Source organism: Rhodobacteraceae bacterium M385, assembly GCA_025141835.1.
Classification (GTDB): Bacteria; Pseudomonadota; Alphaproteobacteria; order Rhodobacterales; family Rhodobacteraceae; genus Gymnodinialimonas.
The window spans coordinates 1-23,270 of record CP081102.1; the positions used below are offsets into that span (position 1 = coordinate 1).

Here is a 23,270-nt window from a genome sequence, read left to right on the forward strand (position 1 = left end):
ATGACGAACGACACATGGAATAATGTGCGCCAAGAGCTGTTGAAGGTTGTCGGTAAGAACAACTTCTCGGCATGGATTGAACCGATCGCATTCGATCGCGTTGATGAGCGGACGGCACACTTCCACGTTCCCACGAATTTCATTGGCTCTTGGGTCACGAACAACTTTGGCGACCTGATTCTTCGCCATCTGTCCGCCCATGGCGCCTCGGCCGATCGTGTCGTGTTTACCGTTGCACCCCGTGGCTCGGCTGCGGCAGTGGCACCGGCAAACACGCCAGCCCCCGCACCGGCAGAACCCGTCGCGGCCCCCCCTGTTGCAGCCCCCGCACCCGTCGCGGCTCCTGCACCTGCGGCGGCGCCAGCCCCGGCCCCGGCCACCACCGCCGCGCGCGAGATTTCCGGCACCAATCTGAACCCGAACTTCACCTTCGCTAACTTCGTTGTCGGCAAACCGAACGAGCTGGCCCATGCCGCCGCCCGTCGTGTCGCCGAAACCCTGGACGTCACATTCAACCCGCTGTTCCTTTATGGCGGCGTTGGCCTTGGTAAAACGCACCTGATGCACGCCATCGCCTGGGATCTTCAGTCGCGATTCCCCGATGCGAAAATCCTGTATCTTTCGGCAGAGCAGTTCATGCACCGTTTCGTGCGCGCCCTGCGCGAGCAAGATACATTCAATTTTAAAGAGACCTTCCGCTCGGTCGATATTCTAATGGTCGATGACGTTCAGTTCATCGCTGGCAAAACCTCGACCCAGCAGGAATTCTTCCACACGTTCAACGCCCTTGTCGAAATGGGCAAACAGATCGTCATCTCGGGCGACCGCGCGCCCGTGGATATGGAAGAGTTGGACAACCGGATCGCATCGCGCCTGCAATGTGGCCTTGTCGTGGACATCCACCCCACCGACTATGAACTCCGCCTGAGCGTTTTGCAGCACAAGGCCGAGATGATGGGCGCGAAGTATCAGCACATCAATTTTGCCGATGGCGTGCTGGAGTATTTGGCCCAGAAAATCTCGTCGAACGTTAGGGTTCTGGAAGGCGCTCTGACGCGGCTTTATGCCTTTGCCGATCTGGTGCGCCGCGAAGTGACAGTTGATCTGGCAAAGGAATGTCTGACCGACGTTCTGCGGGCGACCGACAAGAAAGTCACGATGGACGAGATCCTGAAAAAGACCTGCGAATACTACAAAATCCGCCAGGTCGATATGATCAGCCAGAATCGTCAGCGGGTGATCGCCAGGCCGCGGCAAATGGCGATGTACCTCTGCAAAAGACTGACGACGCGGTCGTTGCCGGAAATCGGCAAGAAATTTGGCGGACGCGACCACACCACGATCCTTTATGGTGTGCGCAAGATTGAAGAACTGATGCAGGCCGACAGCCAAATTGCAGAAGATGCAGAACTGTTGCGCCGCACGCTGGAAGCCTAAGGTTTCGCTTTATACTACTCGCTTGCCACTTGACGCTGGCAAGCGAGGGCGCAGTATCCTATTCAACTTGTGAATATCTGGGGTCCGAGTAATCTCGTGGCCCCACACTCTGTCGGAGCGAAGCTATGAAACTCTCCATCGAACGCGCCACTCTGCTGCGCGCTGTCTCTCAGGCGCAATCCGTGGTGGAGCGTCGGAACACCATTCCGATCCTTGCCAACGTGCTGATCGAGGCCGAAGGCGACACCGTCAGCTTCCGCGCCACGGACCTTGATATCGAGGTTGTCGATAAAGCCCCCGCGCAAGTGGAACGCGCCGGTGCCACCACGGTTTCCGCTGTGACCCTGCACGAGATTGTACGGAAATTGCCCGACGGCGCATTGGTGTCGCTGACAGAAGACACAACCGCCGCTCGGTTAACGATTGAGGCGGGGCGTTCCTCGTTCCAGCTGGCGACCTTGCCGCGCGAAGATTTCCCGGTGATGGCATCGACCGATTACACCGCCAACTTCTCGGCCAAAGCGCCCGAGCTGCGCCGGTTGTTCGACAAGTCCAAGTTCGCGATTTCCACGGAAGAGACACGCTACTACCTGAACGGCGTCTATTTCCACATCGCCGACGGCGACAACGGCAAGGCTTTGCGGGCCGTTGCCACCGATGGACACCGCTTGGCGCGGATCGATTCCGCGCTGCCCGACGGAGCACAAGAGATGCCCGGCGTGATCGTACCCCGCAAAACCGTGGGTGAGTTGCGCAAGCTTCTGGATGATGACGACGCCCAGATCGCCGTGTCTGTGTCAGAGACGAAAATCCGCTTTGCTACGCCCGAAATCACCCTGACATCCAAGGTTATCGACGGCACCTTCCCCGACTACACGCGGGTAATCCCCACTGGGAATACCCGCCGCATGGAAGTGGACGCAGGCGATTTTGCCAAGGCGGTTGATCTGGTGGCCACGGTATCATCGGAGCGGTCCCGGGCGGTGAAAATGGCCTTGGATGAGGACCGATTGGTTTTGTCCGTGAACGCTCCTGATAGCGGCAATGCCGAGGCGGAGCTGGTTGTGGCCTATGCCGACGAGAAGCTGGAGATTGGTTTTAACGCCAAGTACCTGCTGGAAATCGCCAGCCAAGTGGACCGGGAGAACGCGGTTTTCATGTTCTCCAGCCCTGCCGAACCGACGCTGATGCGCGAAGGTAATGATGACAGCGCGATCTACGTCGTCATGCCGATGCGCGTGTAACATCGGTCGGATTGAGTTGTATTTGCCAAGATGAATGAGGGAGCGAGATGAGCCGCGTGTTTGTCTCGTCTTTGGCGTTGTCGCATTTCCGGTCGCACCGGCGCGCACGCATGGCACTGGACGGGCGTCCGGTGGCGTTGTTCGGGCCCAATGGCGCGGGCAAGACCAACCTGATGGAAGCTGTATCGCTGCTGTCGCCGGGGCGCGGGTTAAGACGGGCGCAGGCGGAAGAGATTATTCGCAGGCCTGAGGCGATTGGTTGGAAGGTGGCAGCGGAGGTCGCGGGACCGGGGGTCGGCCACGAGATCGCGCTGACCGCAGAGCCGGGGCAGCCGAGGACAACCCAAGTCGATGGCAAGAGCGCCCCACAGGTGGCTTTGGCGAAACTGTTGCGGATTGTTTGGCTGGTGCCATCCCAAGACAGGTTGTGGAGTGAGGGGGCAGAGGGGCGGCGGCGGTTTTTGGACCGGATCACGTTGAGTTTTCTGCCTGATCACGCGGAAGCCGTGCTGAGTTACGAGAAGGCGATGCGGGAAAGGAATCGCCTATTGCGCGATGATGTGCGCGATCCCGCTTGGTATCGCGCGTTAGAGGCACAGATGGCGGAGGCAGGCGCACGGATTGTGGCGGGCCGGGAAGAAGCATTGCAACGGATCAGTGCGGCGCAGGAGGGGGCGGCGACGGCTTTTCCGGCGGCTGATCTGGGTATCGAGGCTGAGGGGTCCTGTGAGAGTGTCGAGGACTTTTCCATGGCGTTCGCTGATAGTCGCCCAAGGGATTTGGCGGCGGGGCGCACGTTGGTGGGGCCGCATCGGGCGGATATGTCAGCGATCTATCGAGACAAGGCTGTGCCGGCGAAACAATGTTCGACCGGAGAGCAGAAGGCGTTGCTGATCTCCTTGATCCTTGCAAATGCGAGGGCGTTGAAGGCGGAAACCGGGGCCGCCCCTTTGGTGTTGTTGGACGAGGTGGCCGCGCATCTGGACGCAGGCCGCCGCGCCGCATTGTTTGATGAAATCTGCGCGTTGGAGGCGCAGGCCTGGATGACCGGCACGGGGCCTGAGTTGTTCACGGAACTGGGCGAGAGGGCACAGCATTTCGAGGTGACGGAAGCCAACGGCGAAAGCGTGGTGGCATGAGCGCGCAGGTGATCTTGCTGCGCGGGATCAACGTGGGCGGCCACGGAAAGCTACCGATGGCGGATTTGCGCGGGCTGTTGGATGATCTGGGGGCTGGTGGCGCGAAGACCCATCTGCAATCGGGCAATGCGGTTTGCCTGACCCCCGTGGATACGGAAGCCTTGGCCGATGCGATCGAGGCGGCACATGGGTTTCGGCCGATGATCCTGTCTGTGTCTGACTGGCAAAACCGCGCCGCTACCAACCCTTTCCCAACCGACACGCCGAAGGTTGTGCACGGGTATTTCCACGCGGGCCCACCTCTCGACCACACGCCGATGCAGCAGCACCTTACCCCGAACGAGAGGCTCCACGCCGCGCCCGGCGTCACGTGGCTGCACACGCCTGACGGCTTTGGACGCTCCAAAATCGCCTCCAGATTTGAGCATTTGGCAGGTCGCCCGGTGACGGCACGGAACTGGAATACCGTCAGCGCGATCACTGCGTTGCTCGACACCCTGCAAAGCCCCTAAATCTTGTGTTCATCCCGTGACAATGCGCGCCCAAATGCGTATATCTTGAGCAACAGAACGGGATAAAAAAGACATGAGCGATACACCCGCAAACGGCGAAGACTATGGCGCCGATTCTATTAAGGTTCTCAAGGGCTTGGAGGCTGTTCGCAAACGCCCCGGCATGTATATCGGCGATACCGACGATGGCTCGGGCCTGCACCACATGGTCTATGAGGTCGTGGACAATGGCATCGACGAAGCCTTGGCCGGCCATGCAGACGCCGTAACCGTCACAATTCACGCCGACAGCAGCGTTTCCGTGCACGACAACGGGCGCGGCATTCCGGTGGGTATCCACGAGGAAGAAGGCGTGTCCGCGGCCGAGGTCATCATGACCCAACTGCACGCGGGCGGTAAGTTCGACAGCAACTCCTACAAGGTGTCCGGCGGTCTGCACGGGGTTGGCGTTTCGGTTGTGAACGCGCTGTCCGATTGGCTGGAACTGCGCATCTGGCGCGACGGCAAGGAACATATCGCCCGGTTTGAGCGTGGCGATACTGCGAAACATCTGGAAGTGGTGGGCGACGCCGAAGGCAAGACGGGCACCGAAGTGCGGTTCATGGCCTCGACCGATACGTTCTCGAACCTCGAATATGTGTTCACCACGCTGGAAAACCGCCTGCGGGAACTGGCCTTTCTGAACTCCGGCGTGCGCATCATCCTGCGTGATGAACGCCCTGCGGAAGCGCTGGAGTCCGAGCTGTTCTATGAGGGCGGCGTGCGCGAATTCGTGCGTTACCTCGACCGCTCCAAAACCTCTGCCATGGAAGAGCCGATCTTCATAACCGGCGAGAGGGACGACATCGGCGTCGAAGTCGCCATGTGGTGGAACGACAGCTACCACGAGAACGTGCTGCCCTTCACCAACAACATCCCTCAACGCGACGGCGGCACGCACCTAGCGGGCTTCCGGGGCGCGTTGACGCGAACGATCAACCTCTATGCCCAGTCCAGCGGCATCGCCAAGCGCGAGAAGGTGAACTTCACCGGAGACGACGCGCGCGAAGGTCTGACTTGCGTGTTGTCGGTAAAAGTGCCGGACCCGAAGTTCAGCTCTCAGACCAAGGACAAGCTGGTCTCGTCCGAAGTGCGCCCCGCCGTCGAAGGCTTGGTGAACGAAAAGCTCCAGGAATGGTTCGAGGAACACCCGAACGAGGCCAAGCAGATCGTCGGCAAGATTATCGAGGCCGCTTTGGCCCGCGAAGCAGCCCGCAAAGCGCGTGAACTGACCCGGCGCAAAACGGCGATGGATATCGCCTCGCTGCCCGGCAAACTGGCCGATTGCCAAGAAAAAGACCCCTCCAAGTCTGAAATCTTTCTGGTGGAGGGTGACTCCGCTGGCGGTTCCGCCAAACAGGGGCGCTCGCGCCATAATCAGGCGATCCTGCCTCTGAAGGGTAAAATCCTTAACGTCGAACGGGCGCGTTTTGACCGGATGTTGGGCAGCCAGGAAATCGGCACGCTGATTACGGCACTGGGCACTGGCATTGGCCGCGATGAATTCAACATCGACAAACTGCGCTACCACAAGGTCGTCATCATGACCGACGCCGATGTCGACGGCGCCCACATCCGTACGCTTCTGCTGACGTTCTTCTTCCGCCAGATGCCGGAGCTGATCGAAGGCGGCTACCTCTATATCGCGCAACCGCCGCTTTATAAGGTCAGCCGGGGCAAGTCCGAGGTTTACCTGAAGGACGAACCGGCTTTCGAAGATTACCTGATCGCCCAAGGCATCGAAGGCGCGACGCTGCGCCTACCCTCGGGCGAGGAAATCGCCGGGCAAGACCTTGCCCGCGTCGTCACCGGGGCGCGGAACTTCAAACGTATCCTCGATGCCTTCCCCACTCACTACCCGCGCCACATCGTGGAGCAAGCCGCGCTTGCGGGCGCGTTCGATGCAGGCAAAGCGGACGCCGACCTGCAAGGCGTGGCCGACACCGTGGCCAAACGGCTGGATCTGGTGGCGGTGGAATATGAACGCGGCTGGAACGGACGCATCACCCAAGATCACGGCATCCGCCTCTCCCGCGTCCTGCGCGGGGTCGAGGAAATTCGCACCCTCGATGGGGCCGTCCTGCGCTCGGGCGAGGCCCGCAAACTGTCCGAGGTCTCCCAAGACAGCCGCACGATCTACCAAGATCCGGCGACGCTTTCCCGCAAGGATCGCGATCAGCTGATCCACGGTCCGACCGAGCTTCTGAACGCGATTCTCGAAGAAGGCGCCCGGGGTCAGCAAATGCAGCGCTACAAGGGCTTGGGCGAAATGAACCCCGACCAGCTCTGGGAAACCACCCTGGACCCAGACGCCCGTACGCTCTTGCAGGTCAAAGTCTCCGATCTGGCCGACGCCGACGATATCTTCACCAAACTCATGGGCGATGTCGTCGAACCCCGTAGGGAGTTCATCCAGAACAACGCCCTCAGCGTCGAGAACCTGGACTTCTAATCACCAACCCTTCGGCCCATGCTACCCGCATGGGCCTAGGCCACCCCTCGCCGCGCCCGCCGATTTGCCCCAAACGCCCGCCCCGGCTTCCCCCCCCCCCCAAATCCCCACGACCTCTCTCGCACTCCGAAACCGTGCCCTCGGCCTCCCCTTCATCTTGGCCCATACACCTCCGGGGGGAACGGGATCTTTTCCCTTCGGGAAAAATCTCGTGGGGGGCTGGCCCCCCTTTACCCTCTCCGCTGCCACCTTGCTCCATAAGGCGCGCAAACGTCAGGCAGCTTCAAACCCCTCAACCAGATGATTCTCCCCCTCGTTCCAGTTTAGGAAAACTGGGATGAATCGTTTCCCGGCACACCCCTTGCGCCCTGATTGATTCGAATCACGACGCCAAGGGTAAGGGCAGCCTTACCTTAAGCAGAACTTTCGCCGAATCCTGTTTCTCGGCCCCTCTCGGAAAACTGCGGGGAAACCTTACCTGCTGCTCTGACACCCGATAACACGGCCTCTGCATGGCTTGGTCAGACTGCTATCGCATCGTTTTCGGACGTTGCGTCACCTTTGGGTACCGCGCCTCAAAACCACAATAAATCAATAAGTTAACCCGATGACATTGGATAACATCGCCCTGTTATGACCTTTCTTTTCTTGGAAATTGTCTGACAGCGGCGGAATGCGCCAAAAGTTGGTCATCGGCTCACAGGGCATTACCCAAATACGAGCTGCACAACACGAACCTGAAACACACACCTAAACCAAAACTTTATATTTATAGGAATTCACACAATGAAACTCGCAATCATCAAAACCGCCGCCGCTTCCATCGCTCTGATCGCAACTGTTGGCGCCGCCTCCGCTTGTAACCTCGCAACAGCCACTCAGTTCGGCTGGGACAATCAGGCAGGCGTTCAGCAGTTCGGTAACTGCAACAACACTGCCATCGGTCAGGCCGGCTGGAACAACACCGCCGCAGCCATCTCCAACGGCGACTTCAACACGGTTGTTGTTGGCCAGGACGGCGCATTCAACACCGGTGTTGTCGGTCAGAACGGTTCTTTCAACGCTGGCGCAGTTCAGCAGTCCGGTGCCTTCAACTACGGTGAAGTTGTCCAGAACGGCGCTTTCCAGACTGGCGCAGTGATCCAGTCCGGCGTTGGTAACACCGGTGTTCTGAACCAGAACGGCGTCGGCAACACGGCCCTGATCATCCAGGCCAACTAAGCCGCAAATATCCGGGCTGCCCCTTCAGCCCGGACCCCTCCGGGGGCGGGATTCCCCTTCTCCCCCTTCGCCCCGCTCCCGGAGTAACCTACCCAAAGACCTTTTCTCCAAGACCGATTTTCAACCACCCACTCGATCCCATTCATTCAAAGGACAGGCCAATGACCAAGTTTTCCAAAATCCACACGGCCCCCAAAGTCGCCGCAACCGTTGTTGCGATCTCCACGGCCGTCCTGGGCTGCACCGCGATCTCTGCCGAAACCGCAGATGTAACCCGCGAAGCCCACGCCCAATCCGTAGCCCCCGTGGCCTGCGCCCTTTCCATCGGCACCAACAACGGGCTTCTCCAGTTGGAACCGGTGATCCAAGCAACCGAGGCGACCTCTGGCATCTACCAACTGCGCGTCGAAGGCCCCGGCACCCGGATGAACCAAGGCGGGCCCTTCTCGCTTCGTGCCGGTCAAACGCTAGAGCTGGGTCGCATGATGACCAGCGGCTCCGCCTCCAGCCTCGATGCTGAAATGACCCTCACAATCGACGGCCGCACCTATAGCTGCCCGACCGCTTCCTAAGACCCTTTTCAAGACCAAGACCTTTTCAAACACCTCTTTTATCCGACCCTTTTTCAAAACCCATTTTCTCAAGGAACACTGCCATGTTTAAGAAAACCTTTACCGCCGCCGCCCTCGTTCTTGCCACTGCTGCCACCGCTGTTCCGGTTGCCGCTCAACAGATCAGCTTCGGCATCACCGCTGGCAACCAGCAGGAACGTGATGCCATCGCCGGAGCCCTCGTATTGTACCAAATCGCCAACGGTGGTGACCCGGTCGAGGTTCTGACCCAAGCAGCCCAGGGCGGCTCCGTTGGCGTCATCCACCAGGAAGGCAACGGCCACAACGGTTCCCTCGCCCAAGGTGGCGGCGGCAATGCCGGCGGCGTCTTCCAGTTCGGTGAAAACACCGACGCCCACCTTGCCCAGAACGGCAACGACGGTGACCTCGTCTTCGTATTCGGCTGGTAATCCCTGAAACCAGCCTCCCCGGATCGGCCAGTCCGCTGGCCGAGATCCCGGACACTCAACCCTTCCCTAGCCCCCGTTTCCCCTGATGGGTTGGGTGTCCGGCACTTCTCTCCTTTCGTCTCCTAGTCCCGACACGAACATATCACTCAGGCGTGTCCCAAACTCCCTCGGCTCCGGCCGGGGGCTTTTTCGTGTTGGCCTCCCTCGTCCCCCGTGCGAGATCTCTGCCATGGCCCCCACATCTACCCGCCGCTTCGTCCCGTTCTTGCTGTTGCTGTTCACCGGAACCCTCAGCAATTCCGCCGTGGTGCCGTTCATGGGGTTCTTCCTGATTGATGGGCTGGGGCAGCCAAACTGGATGCTTAGCGTCTATTCCTTTCTCGCCATCACGCTGACCGTCACCGCGAACCGCGCCTTTGGCCGGCGCATCGACGCGGGCGTCGCGGTGTTTCCGCTGATCGGCTTTGCCGCTTCGGGCTATGCGCTGGCGTCGCTGTCGATGGCCGTGTCTCCGACGCTTCCGGTGATGCTGACCATCGGCGTAATCGGCTACGGGTGCAGTGCCTCTGCGATCTCCACCATGTTCAGCCTCGGCGGTCATATGGCCGAGCGTCACGGCGTCGAACGTACCCGTTTCAACGCCATCATGCGCGCGACTACTTCAACCGCCTGGATGATCGGCCCCGCCCTCAGTTTTCTGGCCGCCGGACACTTCGGCAATGAGGTGGTGTTCAAAGGCGCCGCCGTCCTGGGCGCCACTTGGCTGGCCATGTGGTACGTCACCCTGCCCCGAGACGTGCAGGCCAAAGCGCCCGCGCCCGCCGCCGCCGCACCACACCCCGTGCCACAAAACACCGGCCTCTGGCTGGCGGCGGGCTTCATCTTCGCCATGTCCGTGGCCCACGGCCTCACCTTCACCGCCCTGCCGCTGTTCTTCGTGACCGAGGTCGGCCTGCCCGGCTTCGCCCCCGGCTTCGCCTTCACCGTCAAAACCTTTGTGGAGGTCTTCGCGATCTTCTCCACGCCCTTCCTCATGGCCCGCTTCGGCCTGCGTGGCCCCCTCCTCGTGACAAGCTGCATCGCCATCGGCGCAATTCTCTTGCTGTCTACCGTCACAACTCTTCCGCAAATGATGCTCGGCTCGGCCCTCGAAGGGCTCTACTACGGGCTCTTCGCCAGCCTCGGGATCAGCTATGTGCAAAGCTTCGCCCAGGATCGCCCCGCCCAAGCCACCGCCATCTACTGGAACACGCTGATGATCTCCGGGCTCCTCTCCGGCCCCGCCGTGGGGCTCATCGCCCAAGCCACCAGCTTCCAGACCGTGATCCAGATCTCGTCCATCGGCGCGGCGATTGCGGCACTGGTGCTCGCGGCAGGCATCCTCCACGCCCGTCGCGGGGCGCGCTAACCCGCCCTTTCACCTTTTTACAAATATCGAATCCCACAGCGGCCCCAACCGCTGCCCTCCCCACCGAAGCGCAGTTTATCCGCGGAAATGAACTTCCCCACGGGCCTTGGACAGCGCAATCTGTTTCTGCCGCTCCCGGAACCTCTCCCGATCCGCATCGGTGTGGACATCAATGCACCGAGGACACGAGACCCCCTCCTCGAAGGCTATATCCGCCTTCTCCTCGCAGCTGATCGGGTGACGGCACGCGCGGCACAGCTCATAGGGCATTTCTTCCAAACCATGGCCCACGGCCACACGCTCATCAAAAACGAAACATCCGCCTTGCCAAAGGCTCTCTTCCTCCGGCACCTCTTCCAGATACTTCAGGATGCCCCCTTTCAGGTGGAACACATCCTCTACGCCCTGCTCTTTCAAGTAGGCGGTGGATTTCTCGCAGCGGATGCCTCCGGTGCAGAACATCGCGATGCGCTGGTTGGCGAAACGGTCTTTGTTGGCCTCCCACCAGGCGGGGAAGTCGCGGAAGGTCTCGGTCTCCGGGTCCACGGCCCCCTCAAACGTGCCGATCTCCACCTCATAGGCGTTGCGCGTGTCGATCACCGCCACGTCGGGCGCCTGGATCAGGGCGTTCCACTCGGCGGCATCGACGTGCGTTCCCACGCGGGCAGGGTCCAGCCCCGGTGCGCCCATGGACACGATCTCTTTCTTCAGGCGCACTTTCAGGCGACCGAACGGCGGCTCTGACGCAAAGCTCTCTTTCCACTCCAACCCGGCGCAACCCGGCAAGGCACGCACATGGGCCAGAACCGTATCAATCCCCTCTCGCGTCCCAGCGATGGTGCCGTTGATCCCTTCCGGGGCCAGCAACAGGGAACCGGTCACGCCGGCCCTTTGCGCCACATCCTGCAACGGCAGGCGCAAGGCGTCGGGATCATCGAACCGAGTGAAATGATATAGGGCGGCAATGGTAAACATGGGCGTTCAGATACGCCGTTGCGTGCGCCGCCTCAAGCCGTAGGGTGGTCTTTTACCCCTGACCCTGCGGAGCACCCCCAATGCAGCCTGCCCACCACGCCCTTCTTGTCATTGATGTTCAGAATGATTTCTGCCCCGGCGGCGCACTGGCGGTATCTGGTGGCGACACCATCGTGCCCGGTATCAACGCGCTCATGGCCGAATTCCCCTCGGTAATTCTGACCCAAGACTGGCACCCGGCGGGCCATTCCTCTTTCGCCTCGTCCCATGATGCCGCCCCGATGAGCCTGATGCAGATGCCCTATGGCCCGCAGGTGCTTTGGCCCGACCATTGCATCCAAGGCTCCATCGGGGCGCAGTTCCACGCCGACCTGACAACCGACCGTGCCGATCTGATTATCCGCAAAGGCTTCAACCCCGCGATCGACAGCTATTCCGCGTTCTTTGAAAATGACCATACAACCCCCACAGGTCTTGAAGGCTACCTGCGCACGCGGGGCATCACCGATCTGACGCTGGTGGGCCTCGCCACGGATTTCTGTGTGAATTACTCGGCGGTGGACGCGGCGAAACTGGGCTTTGCCGTGACTGTCCGTGAAGACCTCTGCCGGGCGATTGACTTTGACGGCTCGCTGGAAGCGGCCCGCAGCGCCATGCAAGCGGCGGGCGTGACGCTTACATGATCCCACCTGCCGCTGAACAGATTACAGACGCCCTGCGCTCCGCGCCTTCCCTGCGCGGCCTGTACCTCAGTGGCAGCTACGGTAACGGTCTGGCCGATGCCTATAGCGACCTCGATTTTATCATGGTTAGCGATGAAGGTGCCACAGATGCCCTTGCCGCGCTTTGGCGGCAGGCAGTGGCCTGCGTGGGAGAGGTCATTCTTTGGCGGGACCGCACTGTCGCCCCGGTCCTTATCAACGCGATCACTGCGCCCGATACTCGCATTGATGTGCTGATGCTGACGCCCGCGCAGCTGCAAGGCCACGCCCAGGACAGCCTCCGCCCCCTGCTGGACCACGATGGCCTGTACTTCAGCCTGCCCGCCCAGAAAGCTCACAACCGCCCCGATCCAAGACGCATGGCCTACCAGTTTGAGGAATTCATCCGCATCCTCGGCCTACTTCCCGTCGCGATGGGCCGGGGAGAATATATCAACGGCGTCACGGGCATCTTTCATCTGCGCAACCTGCTGATTGATCTTCTGATCGCTGAAACAAATGCCCCGCACCGCGGCGGCGCGTTGCACATGAACCGCCTGCTTTCGGTCGAGCAGCAAGACCTCCTAAATTCCTTACCGCAGCCCTTGGCCTCCCCCGAAAGCTTGCTCGACACTTACCGCGCCTATGCAGCGGCCTACCTGCATCGCGCCCGCGCCTACGCAAACCTCCATGACATCCCTTGGCCTGATCGGTTTGAAGACGTGACGTTGACCCAGATCGGCCAATCCCTAGACATTGAAATCCTCCGCACTCCCCTAGGGGTGCGGCCCCTTACCGATACCTGAAAGAAGAACCGCCCATGACTAACACTATCGTCAACAGCTGGAACGAATGGGATCCCCTTCGTCACGTCATCGTGGGCCGCGCCGATGATTGCCACATCCCGCCCGAGGAACCCGCGTTGGACGCGAAGGTGCCCGAAGATAGCGACATGCGCGGCCAATGGGGCCGCCGCCCGCAAGAAACCATTGATCGCGCCAATGAGCTGTTGGACAATTTCGCCAAGCAGTTGCAGGACCGTGGCATCCGTGTCGATCGTCCGACCTCCATCGACCATTCCAAACCCGCCACCACCCCCGATTTCCACACCGCATCACAATTCGGCTGCATGCCGCCCCGTGACGTGCTTCTGACTGTCGGCGCTGAGATGCTAGAGGCGACAATGTCCTATCGCTGCCGCTGGTTCGAATACCTCAACTACCGGCCCCTCCTTCAGAAGTATTGGGAGGAGGACCCGAACTTCCGGCACGAGGCCGCCCCCAAACCGCGCCTCACCGATGCCGACTACCACCCCGACTACCTCTCCGACAAAATCGGCAATGCTCAGCGTTTGAAATGGGCGGAAGAGAAGTTCTTTGTCACGACCGAGGAAGAACCCCTGTTCGATGCGGCCGATGTCCTGCGCTTTGGCCGCGATCTGGTGGTGCAACACGGCTTCACCACGAACCTCAAAGGCATCGAATGGCTGCGCCGTCACTTCCCCGACCATCGCGTCCACACCGTGAACTTTCCCGGCGACCCCTACCCGATCCATATCGACGCAACCTTCACGCCGCTGCGCCCCGGCCTGATCCTCAACAACCCGCAACGTCGCCTGCCCGCCGATCAACGCGCGATGTATGAAAAGAACGGCTGGGAAATCGTCGATGCCGCGCAACCAGCCCACAACGCCCCTCCGCCGCTGTGCTATTCCTCCACTTGGCTGTCGATGAATGTGCTGGTTCTTGACCCCAAAACCGTCTGCGTCGAAGCCTCCGAGGTCTACCAGATGGAGCAGATGGACAAGCTCGGCCTAGAGGTCGTCCCCGTGGAGTTGCGCGACGCCTACGCTTTCGGCGGCGGGCTGCATTGCTGCACGGCGGATGTGTACCGTGAAGGCACCTGCGAGGATTACTTCCCTAAGCAGTAGGGCCCAAAGCCCGAAAGCAAACGTCCCGCGCCTGTCACAGGGCGCGGGTGCTTGCCGAAGCTAGCCCAACACCTCTGGCACAGGGGCCAGTTGCAACAGCCCCAAGGCCTCCAAGCCGCCCAACGTGGCGTCCACCGCGACAGTAGCCAGAATGATCCCCATGACCCGGCTCACCACGCTGGACCCGGAAGACCCGATCACCCGGCTTAACCGGCCTGCCATCAACAAAACCCCAAGGGTGATCAGCAACACCACGAACAACAAGCCCGCCGTCACCGCCTGATCGGACACGGGATTGGTGTGGTTATCGGTCAGAATGACAATCGCCAACATCGCCCCCGGCGACGCGATGGAGGGCATCGCCAACGGGAACACGGCGCCCGCCAAATGATCCCTCTCGGCCTCCTCGATTTCCCGCGCGGCCTTGGGCTCCCCGAAAATCATCGTCAGGGCAAACAGGAACAAGATCACCCCGCCCGCAATCTGAAACGATCCCAGCCTCAGGCCAATCGCCTCCAATAAGACCTGCCCGCCGATCAGGAACCCATATAGCACGACGCCCGCCACCAAAACGGCGCGGATCGCGTATTGCCGATGCAACGCCACTGGAACTGAGGCCGTCGCAAACAGAAAAACCGGAAGGGAACCGATTGGATCGACCACCACAATCAGCGTGATGAATTCCCGAAATAGCGTTGGCCAATCTAACGTCACGTACCCTCTTTCTCTGTAGAATTACCGCAGTCACTCATCGATCAGCTAACAGCATGAACCCTTTGAAACAACGAGGCCTTTTGCCCCAATTGTGACGTCTCCGGCCGCCACATGTGAAATATGGTGGCTGACTATATTGGGCTGTTGGCCGACTTCCTCGCCGCTTGGCCCTTACGCCTGCCGGCCCCTTCGGCGCTGCTGGCGTTTTAGGCGCTCACATCGGGCATGACCGGGCGTGAACATCTCACGCTGGCCACTTTGCAATTGAACTATCCGGTGCAGGCGATCTCCGGCTGCCAGCTATGCTGAACCCCGATGCGCCCCAGCGAACAAAAGCACCGAACAGACCCATGTGAACACAGCCGTGAGTGTACTGAGTCGGCGCCGTGACTTCGCCAAACCCACGCTCTAGAGTCGTGCTAACCGAACCGTGGAGAAGGCTGGCTCAATGTTCTACGACCAAACGGCGCTCGACGTCATTGCCCGCTCCGTAATCCTGTCGGCCATCGGCCTCGCTTGGGTAATTCTCGTGGTACGGGTAATCGGCCTGCGCACGTTCTCGAAGATGACCGCCTTTGATTTTGTCGCCACCGTTGCGACCGGTTCGCTTCTTGCAGGCGCCACTCAGGCAACAGAGTGGTCGGCCTTCTGGCAGGCGATTTTTGCGACCTCAGCACTGCTTGGATGCCAGTACCTGATCGCCAAACTGCGCTTTTCCACGGCTCAGGCGATGGCTTTCATGCAGAATACACCTGTCATCTTGATGGAGGACGGCGTCGTCAACGAAGCCGCCCTCAAGTCCTCCCGTGTCACCCGAAAAGACCTTTTTGCCAAACTGCGCGAGGCCAACGTGATGGACACCGCCGAGGTGCGCGCCGTGGTATTGGAGACGACGGGCGACATCTCCGTCCTGCACGGCGAAACGCTGAACCCCGAGTTGCTTTTGGGCGTCACCCGGATCGACCCGCGCTGATCACGCCTCTGATCGGTTCTCGGATTGATCCCGCCCGTCGCCGTCGCCTTTCGACTTCCGCGCCTCTCGGTCCTTCTCTCTTGCCGGCCGCGGGTCGTCGCCCGTCGCGGGCCAGCCTTCGCGTTGCTTGGCCCGGTCGCCGTCGGTTTCCTCGGTCTGATCGTGAAACAGATGCACCTGCGTGGGATACGGCATGTCGATCCCATCGTCGTCCAGCGCCTTATAGACGGCTTGCAACACCCTGCCGTGGGTGTGGATCTGTGTCGCGCGATCCGACTGGGTCCACCAGCGATCCGACACCCTTGGCGATGAACCAGAACACGACCAACAGCAATGCGGCGACGGCAATATTGGGCAACAGCCGGAACAACCCGTCAAGCCAAGCGTCAATGCGGTCAAAAATCAGACCGGGGTTCGCGTCCACTTCTTCCATCGGGGATCATCCTTCGTAAGCAATCGCTTGTTAACGCGTGGATGTCGCAATGGTTCCCGTCAGAGCGCGGCCTGCCACAGCTGCACCTTGGTTCCTGAATGGTCGACCGGCCCGCCCCCCTCCAGCGCCAGCCCCGTGGCCTTCGCCAGCCCGCCGTCGCTTGTCACAATCCCTACGCGCCAACCGACAAACTTCTCCGCCAAAACCGCACCCAGCGCCCCGTACAGGCCAAATAGCAACTTTCGCTCCCCGATACGGCCCCCATATGGCGGGTTCACAATAACGATCCCCGGCGCCACGCCCTCGGGCGGCTCCAGATCGCTGATCGCGCCGCGCTCGAATCTCACGACATCGGCAACGCCGGACCGCCCCGCATTGGCCACCGCGCCCCGGATCGCGCCATCATTGCGGTCAAACCCAAAGAACGCGGGCGCCAAAGTACCACCGCCCCCCAATTCCTCGTTCTTCAAATATCCCCGCCGGAGGCTCCTGTCCCCGCCCAGCGCGCTGCCGCCGACCATCTGCTCAAACGCAAATCCCCGCGACCGCCCCGGCATCAATCCCAGCGCCAGTTCTGCGGCTTCCAACACGAACGTCCCCGACCCGCACATCGGGTCCACGACCGCCTGCGTTCCATCAAAACCCATCTCCGCCAAAAACGCGGCCGCCATGGTCTCGCGCATCGGCGCCTTGCCGACAAACTCCTTATGTCCCCTCCGGTGCAGCGCCTCTCCCGTGGTATCAAGCGATATGGTGCACAGATCATCGTCGATCCGCACCTTCACGCTGATCGCGCCATCCTTGGCCACCGGAATGCCCGCCGCCTCCAACCCGCCCGAGACTCTCTGAACCGCCGCCTTGTTCACGTAGATCTTCGACCGTCGGCACACCGCCTCCACGCGCACCGACACGCCCGGCTGCAACCAATCTGTCCACGGCACCTTTTTGGATCGCTTATCAAGCTGCGCCAGATGCATCGCCCGAAACTCGGCCACGCGCAAAAGCACCCGCACCGCACAGCGCAATTGCACATTCGCCCGCGCCGCCGCCTCTAACCCGCCGCCGCAGATCACCCCGCCGGGCACGGGCTTCACACCCTCAAAGCCCAAGGCCTCCGCCTCAACCGCCAAAGGCGCCTCCAAACCGGGCACCGCTACCAGAAAGATATCTTCGTTTTGCATCCCGCTGACCTACCCCGTATCCCTCCCCATTGCGAGAGGCCCGTTCTCGCCAAAACCGCAGCGCCCATGACCGACACGACTTTCCCCGCCCTCGACACCGATCTCCTCCCAGAAATCGATGCCGATGCCCTCTTTCCGGCCCAAACCCAAACGCCCATCCGCATCCTGATCCTCTACGGCTCCCTGCGACAGGTCTCTTACTCCCGCTCCTTGGCCGAAGAATGCGCCCGCCTGCTCACCCGCTTCGGGGCCGAGGTTCGCCTCTTCGATCCCACCGGACTGCCGCAACCCGATGCCGAACCGGCCTCCCACCCCAAAGTGGCTGAACTCCGCGATGCCGCCGAATGGTGCGACGGCTTCGTCTGGGTCTCTCCCGAACGCCATGGGGCAATGACCGGGATCATGAAATCACAAATCGACTGGATTCCCCTCTCCCTCGGCGGCGTCCGCCCAACCCAGGGCAAAACCCTCGCCGTCCTTCAGGTCAGCGGTGGCTCCCAAAGCTTCAACACCGTCAACCAATTGCGCATCTTGGGCCGCTGGATGCGCCTCGTCACGATCCCCAACCAATCCTCTGTCCCCATGGCTTGGCAGCAGTTCGAGGACGGTCGCATGAAACCCTCCCCCCTCTACAACCGCGTCGTCGACGTGATGGAGGAATTGGTCAAATTCACCCACCTCACCCGCAACAACCGCGCCTACCTGCTGGACCGCTACTCCGAGCGCGTCGAAACCCACGCCGAACTCTCTAAACGCGTCAACACCCCGGACGAGCGCTAGGCCCGCTCCTTCATCTTGGTAAATACAACTCTCCCCAACGGCTCCCCATTGCGCCGCCGTCGCGATGGTCACGCCCCTCATAGCCGAGCGCAATAAACGGCAGGGAACCTCCGGGCCGCGCCCCACGATGGCCTTGATAGGACCCCACCAAAGCCCGCCCAAAGGATTCTTCATGACCGACACGCCGAGCCTCCGTGCCCTGTTCATCAACACGACCCTCAAACGCACCCCAAGTGAGAGCCACACAAAACTCCTGCTCAATGCCTCCGCTCACATCATGGAATCCCAAGGCGTCGCTATCGAACATCTGCACCTGCTCAGCCACCAGGTCCCTCCCGGCATCTACCCCGACATGACCGATCATGGCTGGGACCGCGATGATTGGCCCGCGCTTTGGCAAAAGGTGCTGGCTGCCGACATTCTTGTCATCGGAACCCCCCTTTGGCTGGGCGAGGAATCCTCCGTCTGCCGCATCCTCATCGAACGTCTCTACGGCATGTCCGGTGAGCTGAACGACAAGGGCCAGTCAGTGTTCTACAACAAAGTCGCGGGCTCGGTGATTACCGGCAACGAAGACGGGATCAAACACGCCGCCATGACACTCGGCTACGCCATGAACCATCTGGGCTACACGACCCCGCCCCAAGCCGATTGCGGCTGGATCGGCGAGGCCGGACCCGGCCCCTCTTATGGTGACGAGAAAGACGACGGCTCCCGTGTGGGCTTCGACAACGACTTCACCAAGCGCAACACCACCATCATGACGTGGAACCTCATCCACCTCGCGCGGATACTCAAGTCCGCCGGCGGTTACCCGAATGAGGGCAACGACCGCACCGCTTGGGACGCCGGGGCCCGCTTCGGCTTTGAGAACCCCGAATACCGCAGTTGAGCTTCACCTTGCGCCCCGGCCTTCGGCTTGCTCTAACCAACCCGCAAACGGAGAGAGAGCCATGGTCGATATCGCCACCCGCGTCTGGAATCACAAATGGAAGATCGACCCGATCGTCCGCTCCCTGATTGATACCGACTTCTACAAGCTGCTGATGTGTCAGTCGGTGTTCCGTAACAAGCCCGACACCCAGGTCCGCTTCTCTCTCATCAACCGCACCACGCGCATTCCCCTCGCTAACCTGATCGACGAGGGGGAGCTTCGTGAACAACTCGACCACGTCCGCTCCCTTCGCCTGACCCGGGGCGAGTCGACGTGGATGCGCGGCAACACCTTCTACGGCAAACGCTCCATGTTCTCCCCCGATTTCATGGAGTGGTTCGAGAACCTGCAACTCCCCGCCTACCACCTTGAGCGCGTCGGCGATCAGTACGAGCTGACGTTTGAAGGCTCCTGGCCCGAGGTCATGCTCTGGGAAATCCCCGCTCTGTCGATCCTGATGGAGCTGCGGGGCCGTGCCGTTCTGGACACCATGGGCCGGTTCGAACTCCAGGTCCTCTACGCCCGCGCCATGACCAAACTCTGGGAAAAGATCGAACGCCTCAAAGGCGACCCCACCCTTCGCATCGCCGATTTCGGCACGCGGCGCCGCCATTCCTTCCTCTGGCAGGATTGGGCCGTTCAAGCCATGCGCGAAGGTCTGGGTGAAAGCTTTGCCGGCACGTCCAACTGCCTCATCGCCAAGAACCGGGATCTGGAAGCCATCGGCACCAACGCCCACGAACTGCCCATGGTCTACGCCGCTCTGGCCGAGGGCGACACCGCGCTGGCCAATGCCCCCTATGACGTGCTCTCTGATTGGCATGAGGAGCATTCCGGCAACCTCCGCATCATCCTGCCCGACACCTACGGCACCCAGGGCTTCCTCGATAACGCGCCGGATTGGCTGGCGGGCTGGACAGGCATCCGCATCGACTCAGGCGACCCGGCCACAGGCGCCGAAAACGCCATCGCTTGGTGGAAAAGCCGTGGCGAAGACCCTCGCGAAAAACTCATCATCTTCTCCGACGGCCTCGACGTGGACAAGATCGAGACCCTCCACAAACAATTCGCCGGCCGCGTCCGCGTGTCCTTCGGCTGGGGCACGCTTTTAACAAACGACTTCCGCGGCTTGGTCAAAGACGACGCCCTCGCCCCGTTCAGCTTGGTCTGCAAAGCTGTATCAGCGAACGGACGCCCCACGGTCAAACTGAGCGACAACCCCGAGAAGGCCATGGGGCCAGTCGAGGAGATTGAGCGCTACAAGCGGGTGTTTGGGGTTGGGGAACAGGAACGGGTTGAGGTTGTGGTATGAATGAAGGTGATAAACAGTCAAAGGGGTTAACTGTAGCGCTCATTGCTGTTGCACTAATCGCAATTTTTACCATGCTATGCGTATACATCGTGGGCTATAACCAAGCGGAGGCATACGTTCGTTTTGGCCCTTGGGGCGATTTTGTCGCGGGCGTTCTTAACCCAATACTTACCTTTTTCACCTTTATCGGAGTGCTCTACACTATCTCCTTACAGGCCACCGAGCTCGGTTTATCTCGACAGGAACTGAGTAGGTCAGCCGAAGCTCTGGAGAAACAATCCGATGGACTGGACGCTCAAAGGTTCGATGCTGCCTTTTTTGGTTTAGTGTCAACGTACGAGAATATCCTTTCATCTATTGACCTTCGGAATACGAGCAGTGGGTTCGTAACTTCGGGCAGAGATTGCTTCAACACCTTCTATACAAAACTATCCAGAACCTACAAAAAGCACCAAGCGAAAAACTCCTCTTGGTCTGATGAATATACCCTTGAGTTCTCCTACAAGTCATTTTGGCGCGATCAACAACTTGAATTGGGGCACTACTTTAGGTTCCTTTTCAATTTCATGAGATTCGTCGATGAAAGCCCGCATTGCCAATCCCATCACCGAAAGATCTTAAGGTCGCTACTTTCGAACCAAGAACTTCTGATCATCTTTTATAATTGCATTTCAGATGAGGGGCGGAATTTCACCATTTACGCGAAACGTTTCGAACTTTTCGACAATCTTCCTACTGAACGTCTATTGAAGTTTGAGCATACAAAGTTTCTCCCGTCAGAGGTTTACGGATCAAATCCAATGAAATCGCCAAAAGATATGCGACCAGCGAAGCCTTAATTGAACGAGCATAGATTGAGCAACCGTAGGGCCGGCAGACCCCACCACCCCTCAAACCCGCCCCACATCCATCCGCTGATGGAGCACCCGCACCACCGCCACGGTCTCCGCGTCTTCCCGAAAGAACACCACATGCTGCCCTGCCAAAGCTCGGCGCAAACCGGGCCGTAGTTCAAACGCCGGGCGAGAAACGGTGACACCAGACAAAAGGCCATCCATGCGGGTTCGAATACTATGAAGGTAGTGATTGGCCTGCTGCGTGCCGTAGCGCTCTTGCGAATAGAGCCAGATTTCGCGCAGATCGCCCTCAGCGTCCCGCGCAATCTCAAGTCGCTTCATTGACCGTGCTTTGCGTTCATGTCGGCAAGGAAGGTATCCCAATCGAAGCCTTCCGCAATCCCACTCGCGTCGCCCTTGTCGATTTCGGCGCGCAGAAGTGTCAGCTTGGTTTCTTCTTCTTCCAACAGGCGCAGGCCCGCGCGGATCACGTCGCTGGCGGAGCCGTAGCGGCCTTCTTTCACCTTCTCGTCGATGAACTCACCGAAGTGGTCGCCAAGGGAAACGGAGGTATTGCGTGCCATCTGTGATCTCCAAACTAGCCTGTACCAATATTTGGTATCGGCGCGGCGTTTGTCAATCCAAGTCCGGCCCACCTCGCAGCGCCTTAATCTCCCCGCGCCGCTTCTTCGCCTCCACCCGCTTCCGCTTCTGGTTCAGCGACACCCGTGTCTTCACCCGGCGTTTTGGCGCGACAAGGGCTTTGCGGATCAGCTCGGCCAGACGCTCACGGGCCACTTCTCGGTTGCGGGCCTGTGACCGCTCCTCTGCTACGAACAGCACCAATGCGCCCTCTTTCGTCCAGCGCCTGCCCGCCAGCCGTTGCAGCCGCCGTTTCACGGCCTCCGATAACGCCGGGGACCGCGCCGCCTCGAAACGCAGCTCGACCGCCGAAGACACCTTGTTGACGTTCTGCCCGCCCGGCCCGCTGGCACGCACGAAGCTTTCGGTGATCTCCCAATCTTCGATGGTGATGTCGTCCGTGATCCGCAGCATCGGCCTCATCTTCGTATGTACGGGGTGTGTACGCCCCAGTGTACAGGGTGTGACCCGCGTTTTTAGCACTAAAAAGGGCTGCCCAAGGTGAGCAGCCCTTTCGAGAAATCAGGAGGTGGGCGCGGTTAGAACCTGCGGCTCACCTGGGTGGGCGTTGGCCCTAGGATTGCCTAACGGCGCGCCCCCCAAGTTGTCCCGACACCATTCTCCAATAATCCTCTAGACACTGGATCACCTCCTTCCGATTTTGTTTCAACTATCCACAGGTTGGCACACATCTGGTGGATGTCAAAACTTTTTACGCAGGATGTGCGATAATTTTCCGTGTGATGAGTCGGAAAGGCAGCAAAGCGATTAAAGCGAGGGCAAGTTTAACACCCCAATCCGCGATCGCGAGAGAGGCCCAAAGCGGGGCTTCAGGGCCGACGCCAAGGATCGGAAGCACCTCATTCGCCCAAGCCACGTCTCCGGGAAGAAGCGGGGAAAGGGCGGCAGAGAAGGCGATGAAGAAGAACAAGGCCGTATCGATGCTGGACCCGATTAGGCTAGAGATTACAGGGGCTTGCCACCATACCCCGCCGCGCAGACGGTCAAAGATCGCCACGTCCAGAAGCTGAGCCGTCAGGAAGGCGATGCCAGAGCCCAGAGCAATGCGAAGGGTCACAAGCGGGCCGAACTCACCCATGATCTGCGTCCCGATCAGAGAGCAGACAACGCCCACGGCGAAACCCACGAAAACCACCCTACGGGCAGTAGTGGCGCCATAAACACGGTTCATCACATCGGTGACAAGAAAGGCGAGAGGGTAAGTAAATGCGCCCCAGGTCAGCCATTGGCCGAACAGGAATTGCACTAGGATGTTGGAAGCCACCACGATGGCCGCCATGGCAAGGATGCCGGGCAGAAGCTTGGTCATAATTTTATTTCCGTTTTAACAAGGTAGTCGGAGACTTGGCCCATTCTGGGCAGGCG

General features: G+C 60.2%; 24 protein-coding genes and 1 pseudogene. 17 read left to right on the forward strand and 8 right to left on the reverse strand.

Translation table 11 applies throughout. The features are described 5' to 3' along the window. From dnaA to K3728_00045, 9 genes are all read left to right on the forward strand, one after another. Positions 1-1,437: a chromosomal replication initiator protein DnaA gene (gene dnaA / locus K3728_00005; GenBank protein ID UWQ95667.1), complete on the forward strand. Its 1,437-nt coding sequence runs from the start codon at positions 1-3 to the stop codon at positions 1,435-1,437. Between the two features lie 125 nt (positions 1,438-1,562). Continuing rightward, positions 1,563-2,681 carry a DNA polymerase III subunit beta gene (gene dnaN / locus K3728_00010; protein UWQ95668.1) on the forward strand — a complete coding sequence of 373 codons (1,119 nt, stop codon included), beginning with the start codon at positions 1,563-1,565 and terminating at the stop codon, positions 2,679-2,681. A gap of 47 nt (positions 2,682-2,728) precedes the next feature. Further along, positions 2,729-3,820, forward strand: coding sequence for a DNA replication/repair protein RecF (recF, locus tag K3728_00015; GenBank protein ID UWQ95669.1), 1,092 nt, complete (start codon positions 2,729-2,731; stop codon positions 3,818-3,820). Beyond that, positions 3,817-4,332, forward strand: a complete 516-nt coding sequence (locus tag K3728_00020; protein UWQ95670.1) for a DUF1697 domain-containing protein — start codon at positions 3,817-3,819, stop codon at positions 4,330-4,332. The genes recF and K3728_00020 overlap by 4 nt, the downstream gene beginning before the upstream one ends. A 73-nt stretch (positions 4,333-4,405) precedes the next feature. Then, a complete protein-coding gene (gene gyrB / locus K3728_00025) occupies positions 4,406-6,823 on the forward strand; it encodes a DNA topoisomerase (ATP-hydrolyzing) subunit B (GenBank protein ID UWQ95671.1) in 2,418 nt (805 codons plus the stop codon). Between the two features lie 786 nt (positions 6,824-7,609). Then, entirely contained in the window at positions 7,610-8,044 is a 435-nt protein-coding gene (locus K3728_00030) for a hypothetical protein (protein UWQ95672.1), read from the forward strand. A 161-nt stretch (positions 8,045-8,205) separates the two neighbouring features. Then, positions 8,206-8,616 carry a hypothetical protein gene (locus K3728_00035; protein ID UWQ95673.1) on the forward strand — a complete coding sequence of 137 codons (411 nt, stop codon included), beginning with the start codon at positions 8,206-8,208 and terminating at the stop codon, positions 8,614-8,616. A gap of 83 nt (positions 8,617-8,699) precedes the next feature. Beyond that, positions 8,700-9,065: a hypothetical protein gene (locus tag K3728_00040; GenBank protein UWQ95674.1), complete on the forward strand. Its 366-nt coding sequence runs from the start codon at positions 8,700-8,702 to the stop codon at positions 9,063-9,065. 229 nt (positions 9,066-9,294) lie between these two features. Continuing rightward, the gene (locus tag K3728_00045) at positions 9,295-10,473 is read left to right on the forward strand and encodes an MFS transporter (GenBank protein UWQ95675.1); all 1,179 of its coding nucleotides are present in this window, start codon (positions 9,295-9,297) and stop codon (positions 10,471-10,473) included. Between the two features lie 75 nt (positions 10,474-10,548). On the opposite strand, the gene K3728_00050 is transcribed toward K3728_00045, so the two are convergent. Further along, positions 10,549-11,448: a rhodanese-related sulfurtransferase gene (locus K3728_00050; protein ID UWQ95676.1), complete on the reverse strand. Its 900-nt coding sequence runs from the start codon at positions 11,446-11,448 to the stop codon at positions 10,549-10,551. Between the two features lie 80 nt (positions 11,449-11,528). On the opposite strand from K3728_00050, the gene pncA reads away from it, so the two are divergent. The 3 genes from pncA to K3728_00065 are packed head-to-tail and all read left to right on the forward strand — an operon-like array spanning position 11,529 to position 14,079. Then, positions 11,529-12,131: a bifunctional nicotinamidase/pyrazinamidase gene (gene pncA, locus K3728_00055; GenBank protein UWQ95677.1), complete on the forward strand. Its 603-nt coding sequence runs from the start codon at positions 11,529-11,531 to the stop codon at positions 12,129-12,131. Beyond that, entirely contained in the window at positions 12,128-12,955 is an 828-nt protein-coding gene (locus K3728_00060; GenBank protein ID UWQ95678.1) for a nucleotidyltransferase domain-containing protein, read from the forward strand. Before pncA ends, K3728_00060 begins: the two co-directional genes overlap by 4 nt. 14 nt (positions 12,956-12,969) lie before the next feature. Further along, positions 12,970-14,079: a serine/threonine protein kinase gene (locus K3728_00065; protein ID UWQ95679.1), complete on the forward strand. Its 1,110-nt coding sequence runs from the start codon at positions 12,970-12,972 to the stop codon at positions 14,077-14,079. 60 nt (positions 14,080-14,139) lie between these two features. On the opposite strand, the gene K3728_00070 is transcribed toward K3728_00065, so the two are convergent. Beyond that, complete coding sequence (locus K3728_00070) at positions 14,140-14,793, reverse strand: MarC family protein (protein UWQ95680.1); 654 nt, start codon at positions 14,791-14,793, stop codon at positions 14,140-14,142. A 448-nt stretch (positions 14,794-15,241) separates the two neighbouring features. On the opposite strand from K3728_00070, the gene K3728_00075 reads away from it, so the two are divergent. Further along, positions 15,242-15,766, forward strand: a complete 525-nt coding sequence (locus K3728_00075) for a DUF421 domain-containing protein (GenBank protein UWQ95681.1) — start codon at positions 15,242-15,244, stop codon at positions 15,764-15,766. Here K3728_00075 and K3728_00080 read toward each other — a convergent pair. Then, a pseudogene (locus tag K3728_00080) lies at positions 15,767-16,199 on the reverse strand (hypothetical protein). Positions 16,200-16,258: 59 nt separating this feature from the next. Beyond that, positions 16,259-17,380, reverse strand: coding sequence for a class I SAM-dependent RNA methyltransferase (locus K3728_00085; GenBank protein UWQ95682.1), 1,122 nt, complete (start codon positions 17,378-17,380; stop codon positions 16,259-16,261). 66 nt (positions 17,381-17,446) lie between these two features. Between K3728_00085 and arsH the strand changes: the two genes are divergently transcribed. The 4 genes from arsH (at position 17,447) to K3728_00105 (ending at position 21,245) form a co-directional block, all read left to right on the forward strand. After that, on the forward strand, positions 17,447-18,160 hold the full coding sequence (gene arsH / locus K3728_00090) for an arsenical resistance protein ArsH (protein UWQ95683.1): 714 nt from the start codon (positions 17,447-17,449) through the stop codon (positions 18,158-18,160). A 172-nt stretch (positions 18,161-18,332) separates the two neighbouring features. Continuing rightward, the gene (locus tag K3728_00095) at positions 18,333-19,052 is read left to right on the forward strand and encodes an NAD(P)H-dependent oxidoreductase (protein ID UWQ95684.1); all 720 of its coding nucleotides are present in this window, start codon (positions 18,333-18,335) and stop codon (positions 19,050-19,052) included. A gap of 61 nt (positions 19,053-19,113) precedes the next feature. After that, positions 19,114-20,406, forward strand: coding sequence for a nicotinate phosphoribosyltransferase (pncB, locus tag K3728_00100; GenBank protein ID UWQ95685.1), 1,293 nt, complete (start codon positions 19,114-19,116; stop codon positions 20,404-20,406). Continuing rightward, entirely contained in the window at positions 20,403-21,245 is an 843-nt protein-coding gene (locus K3728_00105) for a putative phage abortive infection protein (GenBank protein ID UWQ95686.1), read from the forward strand. The genes pncB and K3728_00105 overlap by 4 nt, the downstream gene beginning before the upstream one ends. A gap of 51 nt (positions 21,246-21,296) precedes the next feature. Here the strand turns inward: K3728_00105 and K3728_00110 are convergent, their stop codons facing one another. The 4 genes from K3728_00110 to K3728_00125 form a co-directional block, all read right to left on the reverse strand. Next, the gene (locus K3728_00110) at positions 21,297-21,584 is read right to left on the reverse strand and encodes a type II toxin-antitoxin system RelE/ParE family toxin (protein ID UWQ95687.1); all 288 of its coding nucleotides are present in this window, start codon (positions 21,582-21,584) and stop codon (positions 21,297-21,299) included. Next, positions 21,581-21,826, reverse strand: coding sequence for a type II toxin-antitoxin system ParD family antitoxin (locus tag K3728_00115; protein UWQ95688.1), 246 nt, complete (start codon positions 21,824-21,826; stop codon positions 21,581-21,583). The genes K3728_00110 and K3728_00115 overlap by 4 nt, the downstream gene beginning before the upstream one ends. Before the next feature lie 52 nt (positions 21,827-21,878). Next, a complete protein-coding gene (arfB, locus tag K3728_00120) occupies positions 21,879-22,298 on the reverse strand; it encodes an aminoacyl-tRNA hydrolase (protein ID UWQ95689.1) in 420 nt (139 codons plus the stop codon). Positions 22,299-22,596: 298 nt separating this feature from the next. Next, positions 22,597-23,214, reverse strand: coding sequence for a queuosine precursor transporter (locus K3728_00125; GenBank protein ID UWQ95690.1), 618 nt, complete (start codon positions 23,212-23,214; stop codon positions 22,597-22,599). Positions 23,215-23,270 lie beyond the last annotated feature (56 nt).

What these genes read in the sequence shown, in the direction of transcription:
- dnaA (UWQ95667.1), top strand. Translation starts at nt 1, where the DNA reads ATGACGAACGACACATGGAATAATGTGCGCCAAGAGCTGTTGAAGGTT.
- dnaN (UWQ95668.1), top strand. Translation starts at nt 1,563, where the DNA reads ATGAAACTCTCCATCGAACGCGCCACTCTGCTGCGCGCTGTCTCTCAG.
- recF (UWQ95669.1), top strand. Translation starts at nt 2,729, where the DNA reads ATGAGCCGCGTGTTTGTCTCGTCTTTGGCGTTGTCGCATTTCCGGTCG.
- K3728_00020 (UWQ95670.1), top strand. Translation starts at nt 3,817, where the DNA reads ATGAGCGCGCAGGTGATCTTGCTGCGCGGGATCAACGTGGGCGGCCAC.
- gyrB (UWQ95671.1), top strand. Translation starts at nt 4,406, where the DNA reads ATGAGCGATACACCCGCAAACGGCGAAGACTATGGCGCCGATTCTATT.
- K3728_00030 (UWQ95672.1), top strand. Translation starts at nt 7,610, where the DNA reads ATGAAACTCGCAATCATCAAAACCGCCGCCGCTTCCATCGCTCTGATC.
- K3728_00035 (UWQ95673.1), top strand. Translation starts at nt 8,206, where the DNA reads ATGACCAAGTTTTCCAAAATCCACACGGCCCCCAAAGTCGCCGCAACC.
- K3728_00040 (UWQ95674.1), top strand. Translation starts at nt 8,700, where the DNA reads ATGTTTAAGAAAACCTTTACCGCCGCCGCCCTCGTTCTTGCCACTGCT.
- K3728_00045 (UWQ95675.1), top strand. Translation starts at nt 9,295, where the DNA reads ATGGCCCCCACATCTACCCGCCGCTTCGTCCCGTTCTTGCTGTTGCTG.
- K3728_00050 (UWQ95676.1), bottom strand. Translation starts at nt 11,448, where the DNA reads ATGTTTACCATTGCCGCCCTATATCATTTCACTCGGTTCGATGATCCC.
- pncA (UWQ95677.1), top strand. Translation starts at nt 11,529, where the DNA reads ATGCAGCCTGCCCACCACGCCCTTCTTGTCATTGATGTTCAGAATGAT.
- K3728_00060 (UWQ95678.1), top strand. Translation starts at nt 12,128, where the DNA reads ATGATCCCACCTGCCGCTGAACAGATTACAGACGCCCTGCGCTCCGCG.
- K3728_00065 (UWQ95679.1), top strand. Translation starts at nt 12,970, where the DNA reads ATGACTAACACTATCGTCAACAGCTGGAACGAATGGGATCCCCTTCGT.
- K3728_00075 (UWQ95681.1), top strand. Translation starts at nt 15,242, where the DNA reads ATGTTCTACGACCAAACGGCGCTCGACGTCATTGCCCGCTCCGTAATC.
- K3728_00085 (UWQ95682.1), bottom strand. Translation starts at nt 17,380, where the DNA reads ATGCAAAACGAAGATATCTTTCTGGTAGCGGTGCCCGGTTTGGAGGCG.
- arsH (UWQ95683.1), top strand. Translation starts at nt 17,447, where the DNA reads ATGACCGACACGACTTTCCCCGCCCTCGACACCGATCTCCTCCCAGAA.
- K3728_00095 (UWQ95684.1), top strand. Translation starts at nt 18,333, where the DNA reads ATGACCGACACGCCGAGCCTCCGTGCCCTGTTCATCAACACGACCCTC.
- pncB (UWQ95685.1), top strand. Translation starts at nt 19,114, where the DNA reads ATGGTCGATATCGCCACCCGCGTCTGGAATCACAAATGGAAGATCGAC.
- K3728_00105 (UWQ95686.1), top strand. Translation starts at nt 20,403, where the DNA reads ATGAATGAAGGTGATAAACAGTCAAAGGGGTTAACTGTAGCGCTCATT.
- K3728_00110 (UWQ95687.1), bottom strand. Translation starts at nt 21,584, where the DNA reads ATGAAGCGACTTGAGATTGCGCGGGACGCTGAGGGCGATCTGCGCGAA.
- K3728_00115 (UWQ95688.1), bottom strand. Translation starts at nt 21,826, where the DNA reads ATGGCACGCAATACCTCCGTTTCCCTTGGCGACCACTTCGGTGAGTTC.
- arfB (UWQ95689.1), bottom strand. Translation starts at nt 22,298, where the DNA reads ATGCTGCGGATCACGGACGACATCACCATCGAAGATTGGGAGATCACC.
- K3728_00125 (UWQ95690.1), bottom strand. Translation starts at nt 23,214, where the DNA reads ATGACCAAGCTTCTGCCCGGCATCCTTGCCATGGCGGCCATCGTGGTG.